The 19473-nt window shown below is 69.5% G+C and carries 20 protein-coding genes and 2 pseudogenes; 18 read left to right on the top strand and 4 right to left on the bottom strand.

Translation table 11 applies throughout. The features are described 5' to 3' along the window. Positions 1-1200 (top strand): signal recognition particle-docking protein FtsY, encoded by a 1200-nt coding sequence (ftsY, locus tag NF557_RS11250; RefSeq protein WP_252624120.1) that lies wholly within the window; start codon positions 1-3, stop codon positions 1198-1200. Between the two features lie 20 nt (positions 1201-1220). Here the strand turns inward: ftsY and NF557_RS11245 are convergent, their stop codons facing one another. Continuing rightward, positions 1221-2111, bottom strand: coding sequence for an oxygenase MpaB family protein (locus NF557_RS11245; protein ID WP_252619410.1), 891 nt, complete (start codon positions 2109-2111; stop codon positions 1221-1223). Between the two features lie 140 nt (positions 2112-2251). Between NF557_RS11245 and ffh the strand changes: the two genes are divergently transcribed. Further along, positions 2252-3871 (top strand): signal recognition particle protein, encoded by a 1620-nt coding sequence (ffh, locus tag NF557_RS11240; RefSeq protein ID WP_252619408.1) that lies wholly within the window; start codon positions 2252-2254, stop codon positions 3869-3871. Positions 3872-3874: 3 nt separating this feature from the next. Here the strand turns inward: ffh and NF557_RS11235 are convergent, their stop codons facing one another. From NF557_RS11235 to NF557_RS11225, 3 genes are all read right to left on the bottom strand, one after another. Beyond that, positions 3875-4429, bottom strand: a complete 555-nt coding sequence (locus NF557_RS11235) for a Uma2 family endonuclease (protein ID WP_252619406.1) — start codon at positions 4427-4429, stop codon at positions 3875-3877. 87 nt (positions 4430-4516) lie between these two features. Next, complete coding sequence (locus NF557_RS11230) at positions 4517-6028, bottom strand: phytoene desaturase family protein (RefSeq protein WP_252619404.1); 1512 nt, start codon at positions 6026-6028, stop codon at positions 4517-4519. A gap of 9 nt (positions 6029-6037) precedes the next feature. Further along, entirely contained in the window at positions 6038-6574 is a 537-nt protein-coding gene (locus tag NF557_RS11225) for a hypothetical protein (RefSeq protein ID WP_252619403.1), read from the bottom strand. 353 nt (positions 6575-6927) lie between these two features. On the opposite strand from NF557_RS11225, the gene NF557_RS11220 reads away from it, so the two are divergent. The 16 genes and pseudogenes from NF557_RS11220 to NF557_RS11150 all read left to right on the top strand — a co-directional run bounded on the left by NF557_RS11220 (position 6928) and on the right by NF557_RS11150 (position 19430). Next, positions 6928-8040: a metal-dependent hydrolase family protein gene (locus NF557_RS11220; RefSeq protein ID WP_252619401.1), complete on the top strand. Its 1113-nt coding sequence runs from the start codon at positions 6928-6930 to the stop codon at positions 8038-8040. 152 nt (positions 8041-8192) lie between these two features. Next, the gene (locus tag NF557_RS11215) at positions 8193-9122 is read left to right on the top strand and encodes a DUF559 domain-containing protein (RefSeq protein ID WP_252619399.1); all 930 of its coding nucleotides are present in this window, start codon (positions 8193-8195) and stop codon (positions 9120-9122) included. A 304-nt stretch (positions 9123-9426) separates the two neighbouring features. Further along, positions 9427-9933: pseudogene (rpsP, locus tag NF557_RS11210) on the top strand (30S ribosomal protein S16); the annotation flags it as partial. 132 nt (positions 9934-10065) lie between these two features. After that, positions 10066-10380, top strand: coding sequence for a sunset domain-containing protein (locus NF557_RS17935; protein WP_441007268.1), 315 nt, complete (start codon positions 10066-10068; stop codon positions 10378-10380). A gap of 5 nt (positions 10381-10385) precedes the next feature. Continuing rightward, positions 10386-10628 carry an RNA-binding protein gene (locus NF557_RS11205; RefSeq protein ID WP_252619397.1) on the top strand — a complete coding sequence of 81 codons (243 nt, stop codon included), beginning with the start codon at positions 10386-10388 and terminating at the stop codon, positions 10626-10628. A 103-nt stretch (positions 10629-10731) separates the two neighbouring features. Beyond that, entirely contained in the window at positions 10732-11241 is a 510-nt protein-coding gene (gene rimM / locus NF557_RS11200; protein ID WP_252619395.1) for a ribosome maturation factor RimM, read from the top strand. 1 nt (position 11242) lies between these two features. Further along, a pseudogene (trmD, locus tag NF557_RS11195) lies at positions 11243-11920 on the top strand (tRNA (guanosine(37)-N1)-methyltransferase TrmD); the annotation flags it as partial. A gap of 210 nt (positions 11921-12130) precedes the next feature. Next, positions 12131-12490 carry a 50S ribosomal protein L19 gene (rplS, locus tag NF557_RS11190; protein WP_252619394.1) on the top strand — a complete coding sequence of 120 codons (360 nt, stop codon included), beginning with the start codon at positions 12131-12133 and terminating at the stop codon, positions 12488-12490. A 194-nt stretch (positions 12491-12684) separates the two neighbouring features. Next, complete coding sequence (gene lepB / locus NF557_RS11185; protein WP_252619393.1) at positions 12685-13500, top strand: signal peptidase I; 816 nt, start codon at positions 12685-12687, stop codon at positions 13498-13500. A gap of 80 nt (positions 13501-13580) precedes the next feature. After that, the gene (locus NF557_RS11180; RefSeq protein ID WP_252624117.1) at positions 13581-14255 is read left to right on the top strand and encodes a ribonuclease HII; all 675 of its coding nucleotides are present in this window, start codon (positions 13581-13583) and stop codon (positions 14253-14255) included. Further along, positions 14252-14572: a DUF2469 domain-containing protein gene (locus NF557_RS11175; RefSeq protein ID WP_252619392.1), complete on the top strand. Its 321-nt coding sequence runs from the start codon at positions 14252-14254 to the stop codon at positions 14570-14572. Before NF557_RS11180 ends, NF557_RS11175 begins: the two co-directional genes overlap by 4 nt. 126 nt (positions 14573-14698) lie before the next feature. Next, on the top strand, positions 14699-15067 hold the full coding sequence (locus tag NF557_RS11170) for a YraN family protein (RefSeq protein WP_252619391.1): 369 nt from the start codon (positions 14699-14701) through the stop codon (positions 15065-15067). Further along, a complete protein-coding gene (locus NF557_RS11165) occupies positions 15067-16599 on the top strand; it encodes a YifB family Mg chelatase-like AAA ATPase (RefSeq protein ID WP_252624115.1) in 1533 nt (510 codons plus the stop codon). Before NF557_RS11170 ends, NF557_RS11165 begins: the two co-directional genes overlap by 1 nt. Continuing rightward, the gene (gene dprA, locus NF557_RS11160) at positions 16596-17714 is read left to right on the top strand and encodes a DNA-processing protein DprA (RefSeq protein ID WP_252619390.1); all 1119 of its coding nucleotides are present in this window, start codon (positions 16596-16598) and stop codon (positions 17712-17714) included. Before NF557_RS11165 ends, dprA begins: the two co-directional genes overlap by 4 nt. Positions 17715-17746: 32 nt before the next feature. Next, positions 17747-18376 carry a murein hydrolase activator EnvC family protein gene (locus NF557_RS11155; RefSeq protein ID WP_252619389.1) on the top strand — a complete coding sequence of 210 codons (630 nt, stop codon included), beginning with the start codon at positions 17747-17749 and terminating at the stop codon, positions 18374-18376. A 118-nt stretch (positions 18377-18494) separates the two neighbouring features. After that, positions 18495-19430: a tyrosine recombinase XerC gene (locus NF557_RS11150; RefSeq protein WP_252619387.1), complete on the top strand. Its 936-nt coding sequence runs from the start codon at positions 18495-18497 to the stop codon at positions 19428-19430. The last annotated feature ends 43 nt before the right edge of the window (positions 19431-19473 follow it).

The following is a 19473-nucleotide window of genomic DNA, read 5'->3' as shown; positions in this document are numbered from 1 at the left end:
ATGGCTGCCGTGGACAGCCTGTGGGAGATTCTGACCGTCGCCACCCTGGTGGCCCTGGCCGGCCTGGCGCTGATCGTTGGCCTGGTGCGTGGCCGAGGTGGCAAGGGCGGCACCAAGACCATCGAGCGGCCGCCGACCACCGCGCCGACCACGGTGGAGGACGAGCGAGCTGATCGCGAGGGGGTGCAGACTCCGCCCGGAGACGACGTCGACAACGTCGGGGGCGGCGTCGATGTGCTGGAGCCTGAGGCTCCGACCCCGACGCTGGAGCGTCCTGAGTCGGCCCGTGGCCGCCTCGCCCGGCTGCGGGCGCGGCTGTCCCGCTCCAACAACGCCATCGGCAACGTGCTGCTGGCGCTGTTGTCGAGCGGCGGGCTGGACGAGCAGTCCTGGGAGGACGTCGAGGACACCCTGCTCCAGGCTGACCTCGGCGTGGAGGCGACCGACGAGCTCGTCGGCAAGCTGCGCACCCGCGTGAAGGTGGACGGTGCCACCGACGTCGAGACCGTCAAGGGGTGGCTGCGCGAGGAGCTGCTGGCACTGGTCGACCCGAGCATGGACCGGCGCGTCGCCGCCAGCAGGGTGGGCGAGCGGCCCTCGGTGATCCTGGTGGTGGGCGTCAACGGCACCGGCAAGACGACCACCGTGGGCAAGCTGGCCCGCGTGCTGGTGGCAGAGAACAAGGACGTCGTGCTAGGCGCCGCGGACACGTTCCGCGCCGCGGCCGCCGACCAGCTGCAGACGTGGGGAGAGCGGGTGGGCGTGCCGACGGTCCGCTCGGAGCGCGAGGGGGCAGACCCGGCGTCGGTCGCGTTCGATGCTGTCAAGTCTGCTGCGGAGTATGAGGCTGACGTCGTCATCATCGACACCGCCGGACGACTGCACAACAAGGCTGGCCTGATGGACGAGCTGTCCAAGGTCAAGCGGGTCATCGAGAAGCAGAGCCCCATCGACGAGGTGCTCCTCGTGCTGGACGCCACGACGGGCCAGAACGGCATGCGTCAGGCGGAGGTCTTCGGTCAGGCCGTCGAGGTCACCGGCATCGTGCTGAGCAAGCTGGACGGCACAGCCAAGGGCGGCATCGTCGTCAACGTCCAGCGCCGTCTCGGTGTCCCGGTCAAGCTGGTCGGACTGGGCGAGGGCCCAGACGACCTCGCGCCCTTTGACCCGGAAGCCTTCGTCGACGCAATCATCGGCTGACCGGCACGCCAGCTGCCCGCTCAGCTCGCGACGGCAGAGCTGGCAGGAGAGTTGCGGGGGTCGCCCGGCTCGCCCAGGGCCCAGCCGACTGCGGCGGTGCCGACCCGACCCGCCGGTCGCAGCAGCAGGCGTTCAGCCACCGGGTCCAGCCGTCCGCCGACGCGCAGGCCTAGCAGGTCCCGGGCATAGTCGGGCAGCATCGACACCGCGCCGGCGGCCAGCATCCAGTAGCCGGGACGTGCCGCCACCGGCAGCGGAGGCTCGCGCAGCAGGAAGGCCGCTGCATCCCGGGCACCCTCGGTCAGCTCGAGCTCGGGGCGGTAGTGCGCGAGCTGCGCCTGCAGCTGCGCTGTCGTGACTGGTGCGTCGATGACGCCCAGCTCGCCGGCCACCCACGAGGTCTGGGCGACGTAGGTGTCTGCCTCGGAGGGAGTGAGTGGGGTGCGCGAGTGTCGCTGGTGCGAGGTCAGGAACGAGTCGACCTCCCCCAGGTGGACCCAGGCCAGCAGGTGCGGGTCGCGCGCGGCGTAGGCCCGTCCGTCGGGCGCGGTCCCCGAGACGGTGGCGTGCACCCGGTTGATGTGGTCGACCATGCGCTGGGCCCCGTCGACCGGGCCGAAGGTGGTCATCGCGATGAACTCGCTGGTGCGCTGCAACCGCCCCCACGGGTCACCCCGATAGCCGGAGTGCTCGCCGACCCCCGCCATCGCCAGCGGGTGCAGTGACTGGAGGAGCAGGGCACGCAGGCCCCCGGCATACATCCCCGCATGGTTGTGCACCCGGCAGATCGGATCGGTGGGTGCAAAGCGTCGCTCGCCCGGAGCCAGCCAGATCTCGGCTGCCCGGCGGTCGGCGTCGGGCCCGGCGACCCGGTGGCGGAGGGCGGCGGCGAGTCGGCGACGGATCGGCATGCCCACCATTGTGCAACCTGGGCACCGTTGTTGCGTCAGCGCGACAGATATATCGCTCCCGCACGTGACGTAGCCGTGCCCAGACTCGGGGAGGGGACGGCGAGGATGGGCGAGGCGACGCCAGCAGTTAACCTGTGGGGGTGTTCAACAGCCTCTCCGACCGCCTGACAGAGACCTTCCGCAACCTCAAGCGCAAGGGTGCCCTGTCCGAGACCGACGTCAACAAGACCGTCCGTGACATCCGGATGGCGCTGCTCGACGCCGATGTGGCGCTGCCGGTGGTGAAGCAGTTCACCGGCCAGGTCCGGGACCGGGCACTCGGCGCCGAGGTGTCCAAGGCGCTCAACCCGGGGCAGCAGGTCGTCAAGATCGTCAACGAGGAGCTCGTCAGCATCCTCGGCGGGCAGACTCGGCGTCTCAACCTGGCCAAGAACCCGCCGACCGTGATCATGCTCGCCGGCCTGCAGGGCTCGGGCAAGACGACGCTGGCCGGCAAGCTCGGCTTCTGGCTCAAGGAGCAGGGCCACACCCCGCTGCTCGTCGCAGCCGACCTGCAGCGCCCCAACGCCGTCACCCAGCTCGAGGTGGTCGGTGAGCGCGCGGGTGTGCCGGTCTTCGCGCCCGAGCGGGGCAACGTGTTCGGACACGACGCGGCGCTGGAGTCGGGCGAGGGGACGCGCTCGTTCGGCGACCCGATCGACGTCGCCGTCGACGGTGTCGCGCACGCCCGGGACAAGAACCACGACGTGGTCATCATCGACACCGCCGGCCGGTTGGCCGTCGACGTCGACCTGATGCGCCAGGCGCACGACATCCGGATGGAGACCAACGCCGACGAGGTGCTGTTCGTCATCGACGCGATGATCGGTCAGGCCGCCGTCGAGACTGCCAAGGCGTTCGCCGACGGTGTCGGGATCACCGGCACGGTGCTGACCAAGCTCGATGGTGACGCGCGCGGTGGTGCGGCGCTGTCAGTCGCCACCGTCACCGGTGAGCCGATCCTGTTTGCCTCCACCGGCGAGGGCGTCAAGGACTTCGAGACCTTCCACCCCGACCGGATGGCCGGCCGGATCCTCGACATGGGTGACGTGCTGACCCTGATCGAGCAGGCCGAGAAGGCCTTCGACCAGGCGCAGCAGCGCGAGATGGCACGCAAGTTCCTGGCCGAGGAGGACTTCACCTTCGTCGACTTCCTGGAGCAGATGCAGGCCATCAAGAAGATGGGGTCGCTGAAGCAGATGCTCGGCATGATGCCGGGCATGCAGCAGATGCGTGCCCAGCTGGACTCCCTGGACGACAAGGAGTTCGACCGGGTCGAGGCGATGGTCCGCTCGATGACCCCGTTCGAGCGGATGCACCCCAAACAGATCAACGGCTCGCGCCGGGCACGCATTGCCAAGGGCTCGGGCGTCTCACCGTCCGAGGTCAACCAGCTGCTCGAGCGGTTTGGTCAGGCTCAGAAGATGATGCGTCAGATGCGCAAGGGCGGCGCCATGCCCGGGATGCCGGGGATGCCTGGCCTGGGTGGCGGCTCGGCCAAGGGCAAGGGGAAGGCGCCCCAGCGCAAGAAGGGCAAGAGCGGCAACCCCGCCAAGCGCGCCGAGCAGGAGCGGCTGGCCACGCAGAAGGCTGAGGAGTCGCGCGGCAACGCCATGGGCAGCGCCTTCGGTCTTCCCGGCGGTGCAGACGACGCTGGTGAGCAGGACCTGTCCAGCCTCAAACTGCCTGCCGGGTTCGACAAGTTCCTCAAGGACCAGTAGCGCTCAGCGCAGGTCGTCGACCAGGTGGCTGGGGGCGATCTCGATGGGCCACGGCAGGGAGAGTTTCGCGACCTCGTCGCCGGTGACGTGGGCAACTTCGACGTAGACGTCGTCGCGCAGTTCCCAGACGCGCAGCGAGGGCTCATCCGGATCAATGACCCAGTAGGCCGGTGTGCCGGCCCGCTGATAACGCAGCAGTTTGGCGCCCAGATCGAAGGTGCGGGTGCTGGGAGAGAGCACCTCGACCGCCAGCAGCGGGTCGCCCTCGATGCGCCGCCCACCAACTGCGGACCTGGGCACCACCAGCACGTCAGGTTGCAGGACCGTGTCGCCCGCAAACCTGATGTCCAGTGGCGCGACGAAGACCCGTATGTCAGCTGGTTTTGTGCCGTGCAGTCGCAAGAACAACTCCTGCACCGCGTTCTGGTGTGCGGGCACGGGTGACGGTGTCACGACGAGCGTCCCGTCGATGAGCTCGTAACGGTGCCCGTCGTCGACATCACGGATCGCCTCGAAGTCCTCGAGGGTCAGTGGGCCGCTCCGCGGCAGCGTCGGCATAAGTCCCATGGTGCCCCCTCTCTTTCATGTGGTCCAGCGAAACATGGTCGGGGGACTGGCTCAGAACTTGTCCACAGGCCGGCGCGATCAGCGGCTGAGCTCGTCCTCGCCCAGGGCGGCAGCCACCGCGGCACGGCCGGGGATCCCGCTGACGCCGCCACCGCGCCGCGCGCCGGCCCCACACAGGAAGACGTTGGCGTGCCGGGTCTCGGTGCCCCACCGGCCCACGTCGTCCGCCGACTCGGCGAAGGGCCACTGCAGGTCGCCGTGGAAGATGTGCCCGCCAGGCATGCCGACCGAGGTCTCGATGTCGAGCGGGCTGCGCACCTCGATCGTGTCGGCCGCGAGCAGGCAGTCCTCGATCGGCTCGGCGAGCACCGAGTTGATCGAGGCCATCGTCAGCTCCGCGGCGCGCTCGCGGGCGCCCGCAGGGTCTTCCCGGAACAACCGAGCCGGCATGTGCAGCCCGAACAGCGTCAGTGTGTGGGCCCCGGACGCGACCAGGTCAGGTCCGAGGATCGAGTCGTCGGACAGGCTGTGGCAGTAGACCTCGCACGGCGGCACGTCCGGGATCTGCCCGGCCGCGGCCTGCGCATAGGCGGTCGCGATCTGCTCATAGCCCTCGTTGATGTGCAGCGTCCCCGCGAACGCCTGCTCCGGCGTCACGGAGGGATCCTTCAGCGCGGGCAACCGGGAGAGCAGCATGTTGATCTTGAGCTGGGCACCCTCTGGCTCCGGCCTGCTCGGAGCCTCACCCAGCAGTCGGTCCAGCACGTTCGGCGCGCAGTTGGCGAAGACCTGCCCCGCACGCACCTCCAGCCCGTCTGCAGTCTGGACCACCGCCTCGGCCCCGTCGGTGGAGACCGAGGTGACGGTGGAGGAGGTCCGCAGCTGCGCGCCATACTCCTGGGCAGTGCGGAGCAGGCCATCGGTGACGGCGCCCATGCCGCCCACCGGCACATCCCAGTCGCCGGTGCCGCGGCCGATCACGTGATAGAGGAAGCAGCGGTTGACCAGGCGCTCGGCGTCGCGGGCCCCGCCGAACGTGCCGATCAACCCGTCGGTGAGCACGATGCCCCGCACGACGTCGGAGGTGAAGCGCGCCTCGATCGCCTCGCCCAGCGGCTGCTCGAAGACGTCGCGCCACGCCTCCTCGCCGACGAGGGAGCGGACGTCGTCCCGCGAGCGCAGCGGCTCGGTGACTGTGGGGAAGAGCCGCTGGGCGAGCTCGCCGGTCATGCCGTAGAAGTCGTCCCAGGCCTGCGCATCAGGACCGAGGTCGCGGGCCGTGCGGGCTGCATCGCCGTTGTCGACCAGGATGCCGCCGTCACCGACCGGGGTGTAGGAGCTGATCCGGCGGCGGACCAGTTGCAGGTCCAGGCCGAGCTCGTCGATGATCTGGTCCGGCAGCAGGCTGACCAGATAGGAGTATGCCGACAGGCGGGCGTCGTGGGCGGGGAAGACCTGGTAGGAGCGCGCGGCCCCGCCGATGTGGTCGGAGCGCTCGAGGATCAGGACCGACCGCCCGGCCCTGGCCAGGTAGGCGGCGGCGGTCAGGCCGTTGTGGCCGGCTCCGATGACGACGGCATCAACTCTCATGTGCTCAGGCTATCGGCCGGGAAGAGCCGTCCCAGCTAGTCCCCGTAGAGCACCTCCTGCGGCGGCAGGCGCGGGCACACCGACTCCCAGTGCTTCCTGCTCCTCGAATGTGATGAGGTCCATGCCGTCCTGCGGCAGCCACCAGGTCTGGGTTGTGACGTATTGCTCCAGGAAGGACTCATGGGTCGGCATCCCGCTCACGTGGTGACCCTGCCCGGCGTAGCAGGGAACGGTCTGGTCGGCGACCCAGGTGTAGATGAGAGTCATCTGCTCGTCGGTGTATGGCTGTGAGTAGGCGAGGAGTCGTGGGTACTGCGCCGCGCAACGGTAGTCCGCCAGGGTAAAGGCGTCTGACTGTGCCGCCGGGACCTGCCAGGTGTAGGAGTCACCACTGACCTGAGGCGGGAATCCAACCGCGGTCAGGCACTCTGCCTGGACCGGCATGTACTCCGCATCGGAGACTTCACGGACGAGGTCAATCTGCTCGGGCGGCCCCTCCAGCCCTCGCTCCTCCCAGAGGAGTTGCAGCACATCTTCCCTCGTCACCGACGGGAGTTGATCCCTGTCCTTTTCATGGGGCTGTTCGGTCTGCAGTTCTGTGGCTGGTCAGTGGGGTCGTCCGGTCCAGTCAGTGACCCCCCGGAGCACGCCACGAGGATGCCTACCCCCAGGGCCACAAGCCCCAGTCGAACGGGTGCTGTGGACACGCGACGCCTCCCTGTACTACCTGACATTCGTCACCACGACCTGTTGTGTCGCCCAACAATAGATAGACTCTCTTCAAGAAGTCGCCAACAGCTCGGCTCGCCTACGGCACGATGGGTCCTTACTGGTAGAGGACGCAGGCCGCGACTTTCGAGCCGCTTCACTGAAATCTTCTGGAATCGGACGTGGCGCTCATGAATCAACCCACCTTTCACATCCGTGGTCAGGTGCTGGTGGGGCCCGAGGAGACGCTCGATGAGGTCTGGGTGGTGGACGGACGGATCAGTATGACGGCGCCTCAGGGGATGGCGGGTGAGGTCGAGACGATCGAGGGCTGGGTCCTGCCTGGTCTCGTGGACGCGCACTGCCACGTCGGGTTGGAGGCCACCGGAGGGGTCCCGCCCGAGCGTGCCGAGGAGCACGCGCTCGCGGACCGGGACGCCGGGGCCCTGCTGCTGCGCGATGCGGGCAGCCCGCTGGACACCTCGTGGATCCACGATCGTGAGGATCTGCCGCGGCTGATCCGGGCGGGCCGGCACATCGCGCGGCCCAAACGGTATCTCCGCAACTTCGCGCACGAGATCGAGCCGGAGGACCTCGTCACCTACGTGCGACGTGAGGCGCGACGGGGAGATGGATGGGTCAAGCTCGTGGGGGACTGGATCGACCGGGAGACTGGTGACCTGGGCACGCAGTGGCCGGTGGAGGAGCTCACTGCAGCCATCGCCGCTGCGCACGAGGAGGGTGCCCGGGTGACGGCGCACTGCTTCGGAGAGCAGTCACTGCGTGATTTTGCCGCGGCGGGGACTGACTGCATCGAGCACGCGACCGGGCTGCTCGACGACACCATCGACGCCTTTGCCGAGCAGCAGATCGCGATCGTGCCGACGCTGGTCAACATCGACAACTTCCCGAAATTCGCGGACGCCGGGCGAGGGAAGTTCCCGACGTATGCCGACCACATGATGGATCTGTATGAGCGACGCTACGAGACGGTCGCCCAGGCGCGGGAGGCTGGGGTGCCGATCTATGTCGGGACCGATGCCGGCGGGCAGCTGCCGCACGGGCTGGTCGCGCGCGAGGTCGAGGCGCTGACGAAGGCGGGCATGAGCAACCTCGAGGCGATTGGCGCTGCGACCTGGGCCGCGCGGGAGTGGCTGGGTCGGCCGGGGATCGCCGAGGGGAAGTCGGCCGACCTGGTGGTCTATCGCGACGATCCCCGCGAGGACCTGAGGACGATGGCCGACCCGCACCGCGTCATACTCCGGGGTCACGCGCACGAGTCCCAGGGCCGCCACCACCACTGAGCCGCCACCACCACTGAGCCACCACTGAACCTGGGCACGGTTGTGCGCGGCATGGGAGCGAAATAGCACTCCCGCGGCGCGAACAACCGTGCCCAGGCAGGGGGTGTGGACGAAATCTGCGGGCGGACTCCTTCGCGCAGCATGGTGTGCGGATGCACGACGACATCAGGATCAGCCTCGCGGCAACCGGCGACGTGGGCTCAGTGTCCCGAATGGTCAAGGCGGGGGTGGCACGTCAAGAGATTGCCCGGGCACTTCGACGGGGTGAACTCATCCGGCTGCGGCGCGATGTCGTGGTCAGTGCTGCTGTGTGGGAGGCAGCGCAGCCGTGGGACCGGCACCGGATCCGCGCCCGGGCCATCATGCACAGCCCTCAAACCGCGCCGGCGCTCGCGCTGAGCCACCACAGTGCGCTGAGCCTGTTGGGGGTGCCGCTGTTTGGAGTCGACAACAGGGTGCACGTGGTGCGGACCGACGGACGCCGTGGCCACAGCGACGACCTGCTCCGGGTGCACGCACCCATCAGTCCGTCCTGGGTGACGGAGGTCGACGGGATCCGGGTCGTCAAACCAGCCCGGGCGGCGCTCCAGGTGGCTGGAACGTTTGGCATCCAGTCCGGACTGGTGAGTGCCGACGGTTGCCTTCACCTGGAGCTGTGCCAGCCGTCAGACCTGGACGAAGCCCTAGCGGTCGGGGGCTACGGCCACGGAACATCGCGGGCCAAGAAGGTGGTCGCTCACGCCGACGGTTTGTCCGAGTCTGCTGGAGAGTCCCGCTGCGGGTGGGTGTTCCACATGCTTGATCTACCGGTGCCGGAACGGCAGGTGTTGATTCACGGCCGGGACGGACAACTCCTGGGCAGGGTCGACTTCCTGTTCCGCGAGAAGCGGACCATCGTGGAGTTTGACGGCGCGATCAAGTACTCCTCCCGGGACGACCTCATGAGGGAGAAACTGCGGGAAGACCGGCTGCGAGCGCTCGGCTACACGGTGGTGCGCCTGACGTGGGATGACCTGGCCCACCCCGTGCGGGTGCTCGGCAAGGTCATGGCCGCCTTCGCACTGGTTGCGTCGGCGAGCTGAAGCGCCCTGCAGGTGCGCCATTTGTGGAAGGCTGCCGCCCGCCGGGTTACTGGGCACGGTTCCGAGGTCAATGAGAGCGATATATCTATTGCACAGCGTCAACAACCGTGCCCAGGTTGGAGATGCGGTGGGGTGGCTGTGGTTCGTGGTGGGCGCTGGATCTGGCACAATGGGCCGGTACCCGTCTGCGGACCGGCCCCTCTCTCCGGCCCCAGCGTGTTCCCGAGCATCCGCCCCGCGCGTGTTTCCCCACGTGGGCAAGCGGTTGCTCACCCTGACCAAGAATGAGGAGACACCCGAACTCGTGGCTGTCAAGATCCGTCTGAAGCGCATGGGCAAGATCCGTGCACCGTACTACCGCGTCGTCGTCATGGACGGCCGCAAGAAGCGCGATGGTCGTGCGATCGAGGAGATCGGTCGCTACGTCCCGTCCGAGGAGCCCTCGCTCATCGAGGTCGACTCCGAGCGTGCGCAGTACTGGCTCTCCGTCGGCGCCCAGCCGACCGAGCAGGTCGCCGCACTGCTGAAGGTGACCGGCGACTGGCAGAAGTTCAAGGGCGAGGCAGGCGCCGAGGGCACCCTCAAGGTCGCCGAGCCGCGTCCGGACAAGAAGTCGCTCTATGAGGCCGCCCTGGCCGCTGCTGACGGCAAGGAGGCCAGCTCGGCCGACACGCCGCGCAAGGCCAAGAAGGACGAGGCCCCCAAGGCTGACGAGGCCAAGGCTGACAAGAAGGACGAGGCCCCCAAGGCTGACGAGGCCAAGGCTGACAAGAAGGCCGAGGCCCCCAAGGCTGACGAGGCCAAGGCTGAGCCGAAGGCCAAGAAGGACGACGCCAAGGCCGAGGCCCCGAAGTCCGACGAGGCCAAGGCCGAGAAGAAGGCTGAGGAGAAGGCCGACGAGGCTGCTGCGGCTGAGGTTGCCGCCGAGTCCCCGGCCGAGGCGATCGCTGACGCCGAGGCCCCCGCCGCGGGCAACGCCGCTGAGGCTGCTGGCGCGATCGCGGACGGTGGCTTCGGCGCCGACTCCGCCGCCGCGACCGAGGACGGCTCGGCCCCCGACGGCTTCGCAGTCAAGGGCAACAAGGACTCGATGAAGTATCACGTCGAGGGCTCGCAGTGGTATGACCAGACCACCGCCGAGGTGTGGTTCCGCACGGCCGAGGCCGCTCAGGCCGCTGGCTTCGAGCCGGCCGGTGGCGCTGCCAAGCAGTCCGCCGACGCCGGCGCCGAGATCGGCACCGACAAGGCTGAGGGCTGAGCCCGATGCTTGAAGAGGCCCTGGAGCACCTCGTCAAGGGGATCGTCGACCATGACGGCGACGTGAGCGTCCGCACCAAGAACGTGCGCCACGGCGACGTCCTTGAGGTGCGCGTGCACCCCGAGGACCTCGGCCGGGTGATCGGCCGACGCGGGCGCACCGCCAGCGCGCTGCGCACCGTCATGGGTGCCATCGCCGGCGGCGACAAGGTCCGCGTCGACATCGTCGACACCGACCGGGCTCGCTGAGCCCGACCACGCAACGCCCTGGAGGGGTATGACGCGGCGCGAGCTGTCGTCATACCCCTCCGTTGCGTTTCCCCCCAGTCACCACCCGAACCAGGAGAGCCACGTGCGCATCGTCGCCCGGATCGGCAGGGCCCACGGCCTGCGCGGTGAGGTCACCGTCCAGGTGCACACCGACTCGCCGGAGGAGCGCTTCACCCCCGGCACCGAGTTTGCGACCGAGCCGGACCGTGGGCCGCTGGTGCTGCGCTCCGCCCGGCTCCACCAGCAGACCTATCTGCTCGGCTTCGAGGGCGTCACCGACCGCAACGCCGCCGAGGCGCTGCGCAACACCCGGCTGCTCCACGACGAGGACGACGTCGAGGACGAGATCGACGATGGTGGGTGGTATGAGAAGGACCTGCTCGGCCTCACCGTCGTGCTGACCGACGGGAGCGTCCTGGGAGAGGTGAGCGCACTGCATACGCGCGAGGTGCAGGACCTGCTCGAGGTGCGCCTCAGCGACGGTCGCGAGGTGCTCATCCCCTTCGTCGAGGAGATCGTGCCTGAGGTCGACGAGGAGGCTGGCCGCGTGGTGGTCGATCCGCCGCCGGGCCTGCTGGAGCTGGGGGACTGACGTGCGCCTCGATGTCATCACGATCTTCCCGGACTACCTGGCGCCGCTGGACCTCTCGCTCATCGGCAAGGCGCGCCGCGACGGCCTGATCGAACTGCGCGTCCACGACCTGCGCGAGCACGCGCACGACCGCCACCGCACGGTTGATGACACGCCGTATGGCGGGGGTGCCGGCATGGTGATGAAGCCCGAGCCGTGGGGGGAGGCGCTCGACGACCTGGCCGAGGATGGGCGGGTGCCGCACCTGATCGTCCCCGGCCCCGGCGGCATCCCGTTCACCCAGCAGCTGGCGCGTGACCTGGCGGCCGAGCCGTGGCTCGCCTTTGCCTGTGGGCGTTATGAGGGCATCGACGAGCGGGTCTATGAGGAGGCCGCCGAGACGATGCCGGTGTCTGTGCTCTCGCTCGGTGACTATGTGCTCAACGGGGGAGAGGTCGCGGTGCTGGCCATGGTTGAGGCGATCGCGCGGCTCATCCCCGGGGTGATCGGCAACGAACAGTCGCTGGTCGAGGAGTCGCACGAGGGCGGGCTGCTCGAATATCCCGTCTACACCAAGCCGGCCGTATGGCGTGGGCGCGAGGTCCCCGACATCCTCCTGTCGGGGAATCACGGGGGGATCGCGGACTGGCGTCACGAGCAGCGGCTGCAGCGCACCGCCGCCCGACGGCCCGACCTGCTCGCTGACTGAGCCGTCCGACGATTTCAGGGTGGCCCGAAAGGTGTGGCAAACTTGATCCTTGCGGCCCTGTCGGACCAACTCATCGTGCCCCTGCCACAGGGGGAAGTGTGCGACTGACCGGTGGGACGCGCCCCTAACCGTAGCCATCCTCTCGCAGGATGGACTGAACGCCGTGGGTGACCTGTGGCACCGACGAGAAAGCGACGCACCATGCACAAGCTTGACGACCTGGACGCAGCGGGTCTGCGCACCGACATCCCGGCCTTCCGCGCCGGCGACAACATCAAGGTCCACGTGAAGGTCATCGAGGGCAGCCGCTCCCGCATCCAGATCTTCCAGGGCGTGGTCATCCGCCGTCACGGCGGCGGCATCGGTGAGACCTACACCGTGCGCAAGATCAGCTTCGGCGTCGGCGTGGAGCGCACCTTCCCGCTGCACTCCCCGAACATCGACAAGGTCGAGGTGGTCAGCCGCGGTGACGTCCGTCGCGCCAAGCTCTACTACCTGCGCGACCTGCGCGGCAAGGCCGCCAAGATCAAGGAGAAGCGCGAGAACGCGCCGACCACCTGAGCAACGCTCACCGACAAACGCCCCGAGCCACCGGCACGGGGCGTTTGTCATGTCTGGGGGCCCACCCTGGCGGGGGAAGACCGGCATAGACAGGTGCGGGTACTAGTGTCGGCGAGAGACGGCACTCGTCACGTCCCACGGACGCGGCAGCGCGCCTGTCCCAGTGATCATCACCGGCAGTGAAGGAACCATCCGTGACCCAGGACCCGCGACCCGAGGGGGAGAGCGCGCGGCAACACGTCGTCGAGCCTCACTATGACGGACCGGCGGCCGAGTCTGTAGCCGGCACGTCGTCGAACCGTGCGACGGCGCGTTCCCCGCGGCCCAGGCACCCGGTGCTCGCGTTCGTGCGCGAGGTCGTGGTCATCGGCGCCACGGCACTGCTCATCTCGTTCCTGATCAAGACCTTCCTCGTGCAGGCCTTCTGGATCCCGTCCGGCTCGATGGAGTCCACGCTGGTCTATGGCGACCGGGTCCTGGTCAGCAAGATCCAGGCCGGCCCGATGGCGGTCGACCGCGGGGACATCATCGTCTTCGAGGACCCGGGGGGTTGGCTGCCGCCCGCCCCACCGAGCGACCGGGGCGCAGTCATGGACACGCTGGTGACCATCGCCAAGTTCATTGGCGTGGCCCCCGAGGGGGAGAGCAACCACCTCATCAAGCGCGTCATCGGAGTCGGCGGGGACCACGTCGTGTGCTGTGACGACCAGCAGCGGATCACGGTCAACGGCGAGCCCCTCAACGAGACCTACCTCTTTGCCGGCGACGAGCCGAGCCTGGAGAACTTCGACATCACCGTCCCCGAGGACAGCTACTGGATGATGGGCGACCACCGGTCCTACTCGCGCGACTCGCGGGCCCACGACGACGGCACCGGCACCGCGGGCTCCGTGCCCGGCGACCGGGTGGTCGGTCAGGCCATGGTCCTGGTCTGGCCGCTCGACCGTTTCGACTGGTTCGGCAACCCGACCGACGTCTTCGGGTCGGTCCCCGACGCGGGGACGCAGTGACCGGGTCAGCGCGGGTGGTGAGCCGTCGGCGGACCCCGCCGCGGAGCACCCGCCCGAGCCTGCGGCTCGAGCGCTCGCTGATGCGCGAGGGCCACCGGGTCCTGGTCGGCATGGACGAGGTCGGTCGCGGCGCGCTGGCCGGTCCGGTCTCGGTCGGCGCCGTCACGATCGACGAGACGTGCCGCAGCGCGCCCCAGGGCGTCAAGGACTCCAAGCTGCTCACCGCGCAGGCCCGCGAGCGGCTGGTCCCGCGCATCGAGCGGTGGGCGTTGGCCTGGGGCGTGGGGCACGCCTGGCCCGAGGAGATCGACGAGATCGGCATCATGGCCGCCCTTCGCCTCGCCGGTCAGCGCGCCCTGGCTCAGCTCGACCTCACCGCCGACCTGATCGTCCTGGACGGCAACCACGACTGGCTGACCGACCCGTCCCGGGAGGGACTGCTCGCCCTGGCTGACCCGACCGCGCCGCCTCAGGTCCCGGTGCGCACCCTGATCAAGGCCGATTTGACCTGCTCATCGGTGGCCGCCGCCAGCGTCCTGGCCAAGGTGAGCCGCGACCACCACATGGTGCAGGTGGCCCCCGAGCACCCGGCATACTCATGGGAGCTGAACAAGGGGTATGCCGCGCCGGAACACCTCGCGGCCCTGCGCGCCCTGGGCCCCTGTGCCCACCACCGACGGAGCTGGAACATCACCGGCAACACCAACCGGGGCGAGATCGTCCCGCCCGAGGCGAGGGAGATGAACCACGCATGAGCGCCGAGGATCTTGAGAAGTACGAGACCGACATGGAGCTGCAGCTCTATCGCGAGTACCGAGACGTCGTCGGCCTGTTCAGCCACGTCGTGGAGACCGAGCGGCGCTTCTATCTGGCCAACGAGGTGGACGTGCAGGTGCGCACCGGCGGCGGCGAGACCTGGTTCGAGGTCACCATGAGTGACGCGTGGGTGTGGGACGTCTATCGGCCGGCGCGGTTCGTCAAGAAGGTGCGGGTCATCACGTTCAAGGACGTCAACGTGGAGGAGCTGGCCAAGTCCGACCTGGACCTGACCAAGCTCGAACGCAACAGCTGACCGCCGAGCCGTTGGCCGGTCGCCTGTCCACAGGTCCCTGCGGGCCGCCGCGGGCTCCACAGGTCGGGGACTGACGCTTCCGACGGGCGGGACCGCCTCCGAGAGTAGGCCTCGGAGGTGGTGGAGATGGGGATGTCCCACCGGATCGCGAGTGCGATCGGGGAGTATGGCGAGGACCTGGCCTGCGAGTATCTCGAGGGGCTCGGCTACGAGATCGTCGACCGCAACTGGCGGTGTGACCAGGGCGAGCTCGACATCGTGGCGCGCGACGGCGGTTGTCTGGTCTTCTGCGAGGTCAAGACACGTCGGTCGACGCAGTTCGGGTCGCCGGTCGAGGCGGTGACGGTGCGCAAGGCGATGCGGCTGCGACGGCTCGCGGTCTCCTGGCTGCGTGCGCACTCGGCGCGGGTCGATGAGGTGCGCATCGACGTGATCGGCGTGCTCCGACGTGGCAGCGCCCCGCCCGAGATCGAGCACCTGCGGGATGTGGCGTGATGGGCCTGGGTCGCACGCACGCGGTCGCGCTCAGCGGCGTCGAGGGACAGCTGGTGGAGGTGGAGGCCCACATGGCCCAGGGACTGCCCGCCATGACGATGAGCGGGTTGCCGGACGCGGCGTGCTCGCGGGCACCCAACCGGGTGCGCGCGGCCGCTGAGGACTGTGGCGTGCCGATCCCGCAGCGACGGTGGACCATCAACCTGACGCCAGCCTGGCTGCCCAAGGCGGGGAGCGGGTTTGATGTCGGGATCGCCGTGGCTCAACTGGCCGCCAACGACGTCTTGCCGGCCCGCGTGGTGGAGTCGGTCGTGCACATCGGGGAGCTCGGGCTCGACGGTGCTGTCCGTCCGGTGGCCGGGGTGCTGCCGATGGTGGCTGCCGCCGCGGCCGCTGGCATGCGGACCGTGGTGGTGCCGACGGCCAACGTCGCCGAGGCCGCCTTGGTGCCGAACATCAGCGTCTATGGCGTGGCCAGCCTGCGGGAGCTGATCGACTTCCATCTCGCTGCCCGCGTCGGGATCATCCCCACGGCCGCCCGCCACGTGCGGGCGCAGAGTTCGGCTGGTCCGCTGCCGGATATGGCCGACGTGGTGGGGCAGCCGGAGGCGCGAGCGGCACTCGAGGTCGCGGCCGCGGGGCGCCACCACATGCTGATGGTGGGGGCACCGGGCGCGGGCAAGACCATGCTCGCCGAGCGCCTGCCGGGGCTGTTGCCGGCGCTCGAGCAGTCGGAGGCGCTGGAGGTGACTGCGGTGCACTCGGTGCTCGGTGTCCTGGACACGGCTGACTCACTCGTGTCGCACGCCCCCTTCGTGGCTCCGCACCACGGCGCGTCGATGGCTGCCGTCATCGGTGGGGGCAGCGCCCGGGTCAGACCCGGTGCCGTCTCTCGGGCCCATCGCGGAGTTCTGTTCCTGGACGAGACGCCGGAGTTCCGCCGGGACGTGCTGGACGGGCTGCGCCAACCGCTGGAGAGCGGCGAGGTCGTCATCGCCCGAGCGGAGCGGCAGACCCGCCTGCCGGCGCGGTTCCAGCTGGTGGCCGCAGCCAACCCCTGCCCCTGCGGTCGCGGCATCGGCAAGGGGGCACACTGCCACTGCACACCGCTGGCGCGGCGGACCTATTTCGGCAAGCTGAGCGGGCCGCTGCTGGACCGGATCGATGTGCGGGTCAGCCTGTTCCCGGTCAACCGCTTGGCGCTGTCGGGACCACCGGGCGAGCCCACCCTCGAGGTGGCCCAGCGCGTGCTGTCAGCCCGCGAGCGGCAGCGGGAGCGGTGGTCCGGCACGCCATGGACGGTCAACGCCGAGGTGCCCGGCAGCGTGCTGCGAGGTGAGTGGCGCCTCCCGCGCGCTGTCACCGCGCCGCTGGAGGCGGCGATGGACCGTGGCGAGCTGACCCTGCGAGGACACGACCGCTGTCTGCGCGTGGCCTGGACCGTCGCGGACCTGGCCGGAGCAGAACGTCCGGGGCGCGAGCATCTTGGTCAGGCCCTCGCCCTGCGTTCGAGCTCGGAGGTGGCGGCATGACGATCATGCGGAGCATCACCGACGAGCGGATGGCCCGGTTGGCGTGGGCGCGGATCGCCGAGCCGACCGACAAGGTGGCGGTGGCGCTGATCGAGCGGTTCGGCTTCGAGGACGGACTGGCTGTCGCTCAACGAGGTGGTCGGCTGGCGACCGGCCAGCAGGTCGACCGGTTCGCGGCCCGGCTGGAGAAGCTCGACCTTGAGCGGGACCAGGAGATCTCCGGCCGTCTCGGCGCGAAGATTTTGGTTCCTGGCGAACCCGGTTGGCCGGAGCAGGTGGATGACCTGGAGGTCCCGCCCTGGTGCCTGTGGGTGCGGGGGCGTCTCGATTTCGCCGGTGCGTGTGAGCGCAGCGTGGCGGTCGTGGGGGCTCGGGCGAGCACGGCCTACGGCAACCACGTCGCGGCCGACATCGCGGCCGGCACCGGGGCCCGCGGGTTCACGGTGGTGTCGGGGGCAGCGTTCGGGATCGACGCCGCTGCGCACCGGGCCGCCCTCGCCACCGAGGCCAGGACGGTGGCGGTGCTGGCATGCGGCGTCGACCGTTCCTATCCCGTGGCGCACGCCGACCTGCTGCGACAGATCCTGTCCGCCGGCACCGTCGTGAGCGAGGTGCCACCGGGCTCGGCTCCGACCCGAGTCAGGTTCTTGGCGCGCAACCGGATCATCGCCGCACTCGCAACCGGGACGGTCGTCGTCGAGGCGGGGCTGCGCTCGGGAGCGCTGAACACCCTCAACGCCGCCGCGGAAATCGGCCGTCCGATCGCTGCCGTGCCCGGTCCGGTGACCTCGATGACGTCCGCGGGCTGCCACTGGGCGATCCGTGAGAAGCAGGCGGTCCTGGTGACCGACGCCGCAGAGGTCGTGGACCTGCTGGGGCACATCGGCGGGGACGACCTGGCGCCAGCCAAGCGCGGTCCGGTGCGGGTCGAGGACTCGCTGGAGGAGCTGCCCCGGCGGGTCTGGGGGGTTCTGGCCCCCTATCGGTCGAAGACGGTCGAGGAGGTCACCGTGCAGTCGGGGCTGTCGGCCACCGAGGTGCTCGGAGCGCTCGGCGAGCTGTCGCTGGCCGGACTGGCCGAGCAGCGGCTCGACGGGTGGGGGCGGCTGACATGACACGTCGCAGACCCACGTCCATGCTGCTAGCGATGCTCGTGAGTCTGGTGATCACCTGGACCGGCGGGGTCGCAGCGGTCAGCGACCCGCAGACCGAGCGCGACGATGCGGTCCATGATGTGGTGTCCACGTTCACCACGGTGATGGAGTCGCTCCACCTGGCGAGGCTGGCGCAGGTCGACGCCGCAGTGGCCGAGTCGCAACTCGAGGCAGGGACATGGGCGAATGCCGAGCGCCAACCGGTCGGCTCCTGGCAGTGGCCACTGCCAGGGCAGCCGCGCGTGGTGAAGCACTTCGACCCACCCGACCAGGCGTGGCTGCGCGGACACCGCGGCATCGATCTCGCGGGCATCACCACCAGCCGGGTGCTCGCAGTGGCGGACGGCACGGTGACCTACAGCGGAAGCATCGCGGGTGTGGGTATCGTCTCGGTCACCCATGAGAGCGGGATCCGCAGCACCTATCAGCCGGTGACCGACCGCATCAGCAAGGGTGAGCAGGTCCGCGTCGGCGATCAGCTGGGCCTGCTCGGGGGCTTCGGGAGCCACTGCCTGCTGCGAACCTGCCTTCACCTGGGGGCGGTGTGGGGCAAGCGGGACTATGTGGACCCGCTGCTCTTCCTGCAGCACTGGGAGATCTCGCTGCTCCCGCACGGGGACTAGCGGGGAGCCCACCAGCACCCGCGTTCCGGGCCGGCATCGGCAGTCGCGCTCGATGCCGCGGTGCGGCGTGCCGCGAGTCCTGCCTCCCGCAGGCCACAGGTCGTGGCACCGTGGATGTGTGGACCAGCCGCTGGAGGAGCCGAGGGACGTCGTCCCGGACGAGGTGCTGCACGCCTTCCGTCGGCACCTGGAGTCCGAACGCAACCGCTCCGAGCACACCGTGCGCGCCTATCTGGGCGATGTGGGCGCGATGTCCCACGCTCTGACGGAGTCCGGCGTCGCGGGGCTGGCTGACATCACGCTCGCCGACCTGCGCTCGTGGCTGGGCGCGCAGTCGACCGAGGGCGCCGCGCCCTCGACGATCGCCCGGCGCTCTGCAGCGGCGCGGACGTTCCTGCGCTGGGCCAAGCAGACGGGCCGCATCAGCGCAGATCCGTCACTACGTCTCGGGGCACCACGCAAGGGCAGCGCCCTGCCAGGGGTCCTGAAGAAGGCCGAGGCGAGCGATCTGATGGAGCTGGCAGCGGTGGCCGCCGATGACGACGACCCTGTTCACATCCGCAACCGCGCGATCCTCGAGCTGCTCTATGCCAGTGGGATGCGGGTCGGCGAGCTGGCCGGTCTCGATCTCGACGACCTGGATCTGTCGCAGCACGTGGCGCGGGTGCTCGGCAAGGGAGCCAAGGAGCGCACGGTCCCCTTCGGGGCGCCCGCCGCCGAGGCGCTCCAGGGCTGGCTGGACGGTGGTCGTCCGCGACTGGTCACAGCGGAGTCGGGCCCTGCGCTCTTCCTGGGGCGTCGCGGCCGGCGCGTCGACCAGAGGCAGGTGCGCTCGGTCGTGCACGACCTCCTGTCGCACCTGCCGGACGCAGCGGACCTCGGCCCGCACGGGCTGCGGCACAGCGCCGCTACTCACCTGTTGGAGGGCGGAGCGGACCTGCGCGTGGTCCAGGAGCTGCTTGGTCACGCCAGCATGGCTACGACCCAGATCTACACCCACGTCTCCGTGGACCGGCTCCGTGCGGCCTACCAGCAGGCACACCCTCGAGCCTGAGCGCCTCACGCTGCCAGCGAGGCGTCCGTCCCTGAGGGACTCT

Origin of the sequence: Ornithinimicrobium cryptoxanthini (assembly GCF_023923205.1) — a bacterium.
Taxonomy (GTDB): Bacteria; Actinomycetota; Actinomycetes; order Actinomycetales; family Dermatophilaceae; genus Ornithinicoccus; species Ornithinicoccus cryptoxanthini.
This window is presented reverse-complemented; position numbering and strand designations above follow the sequence as displayed.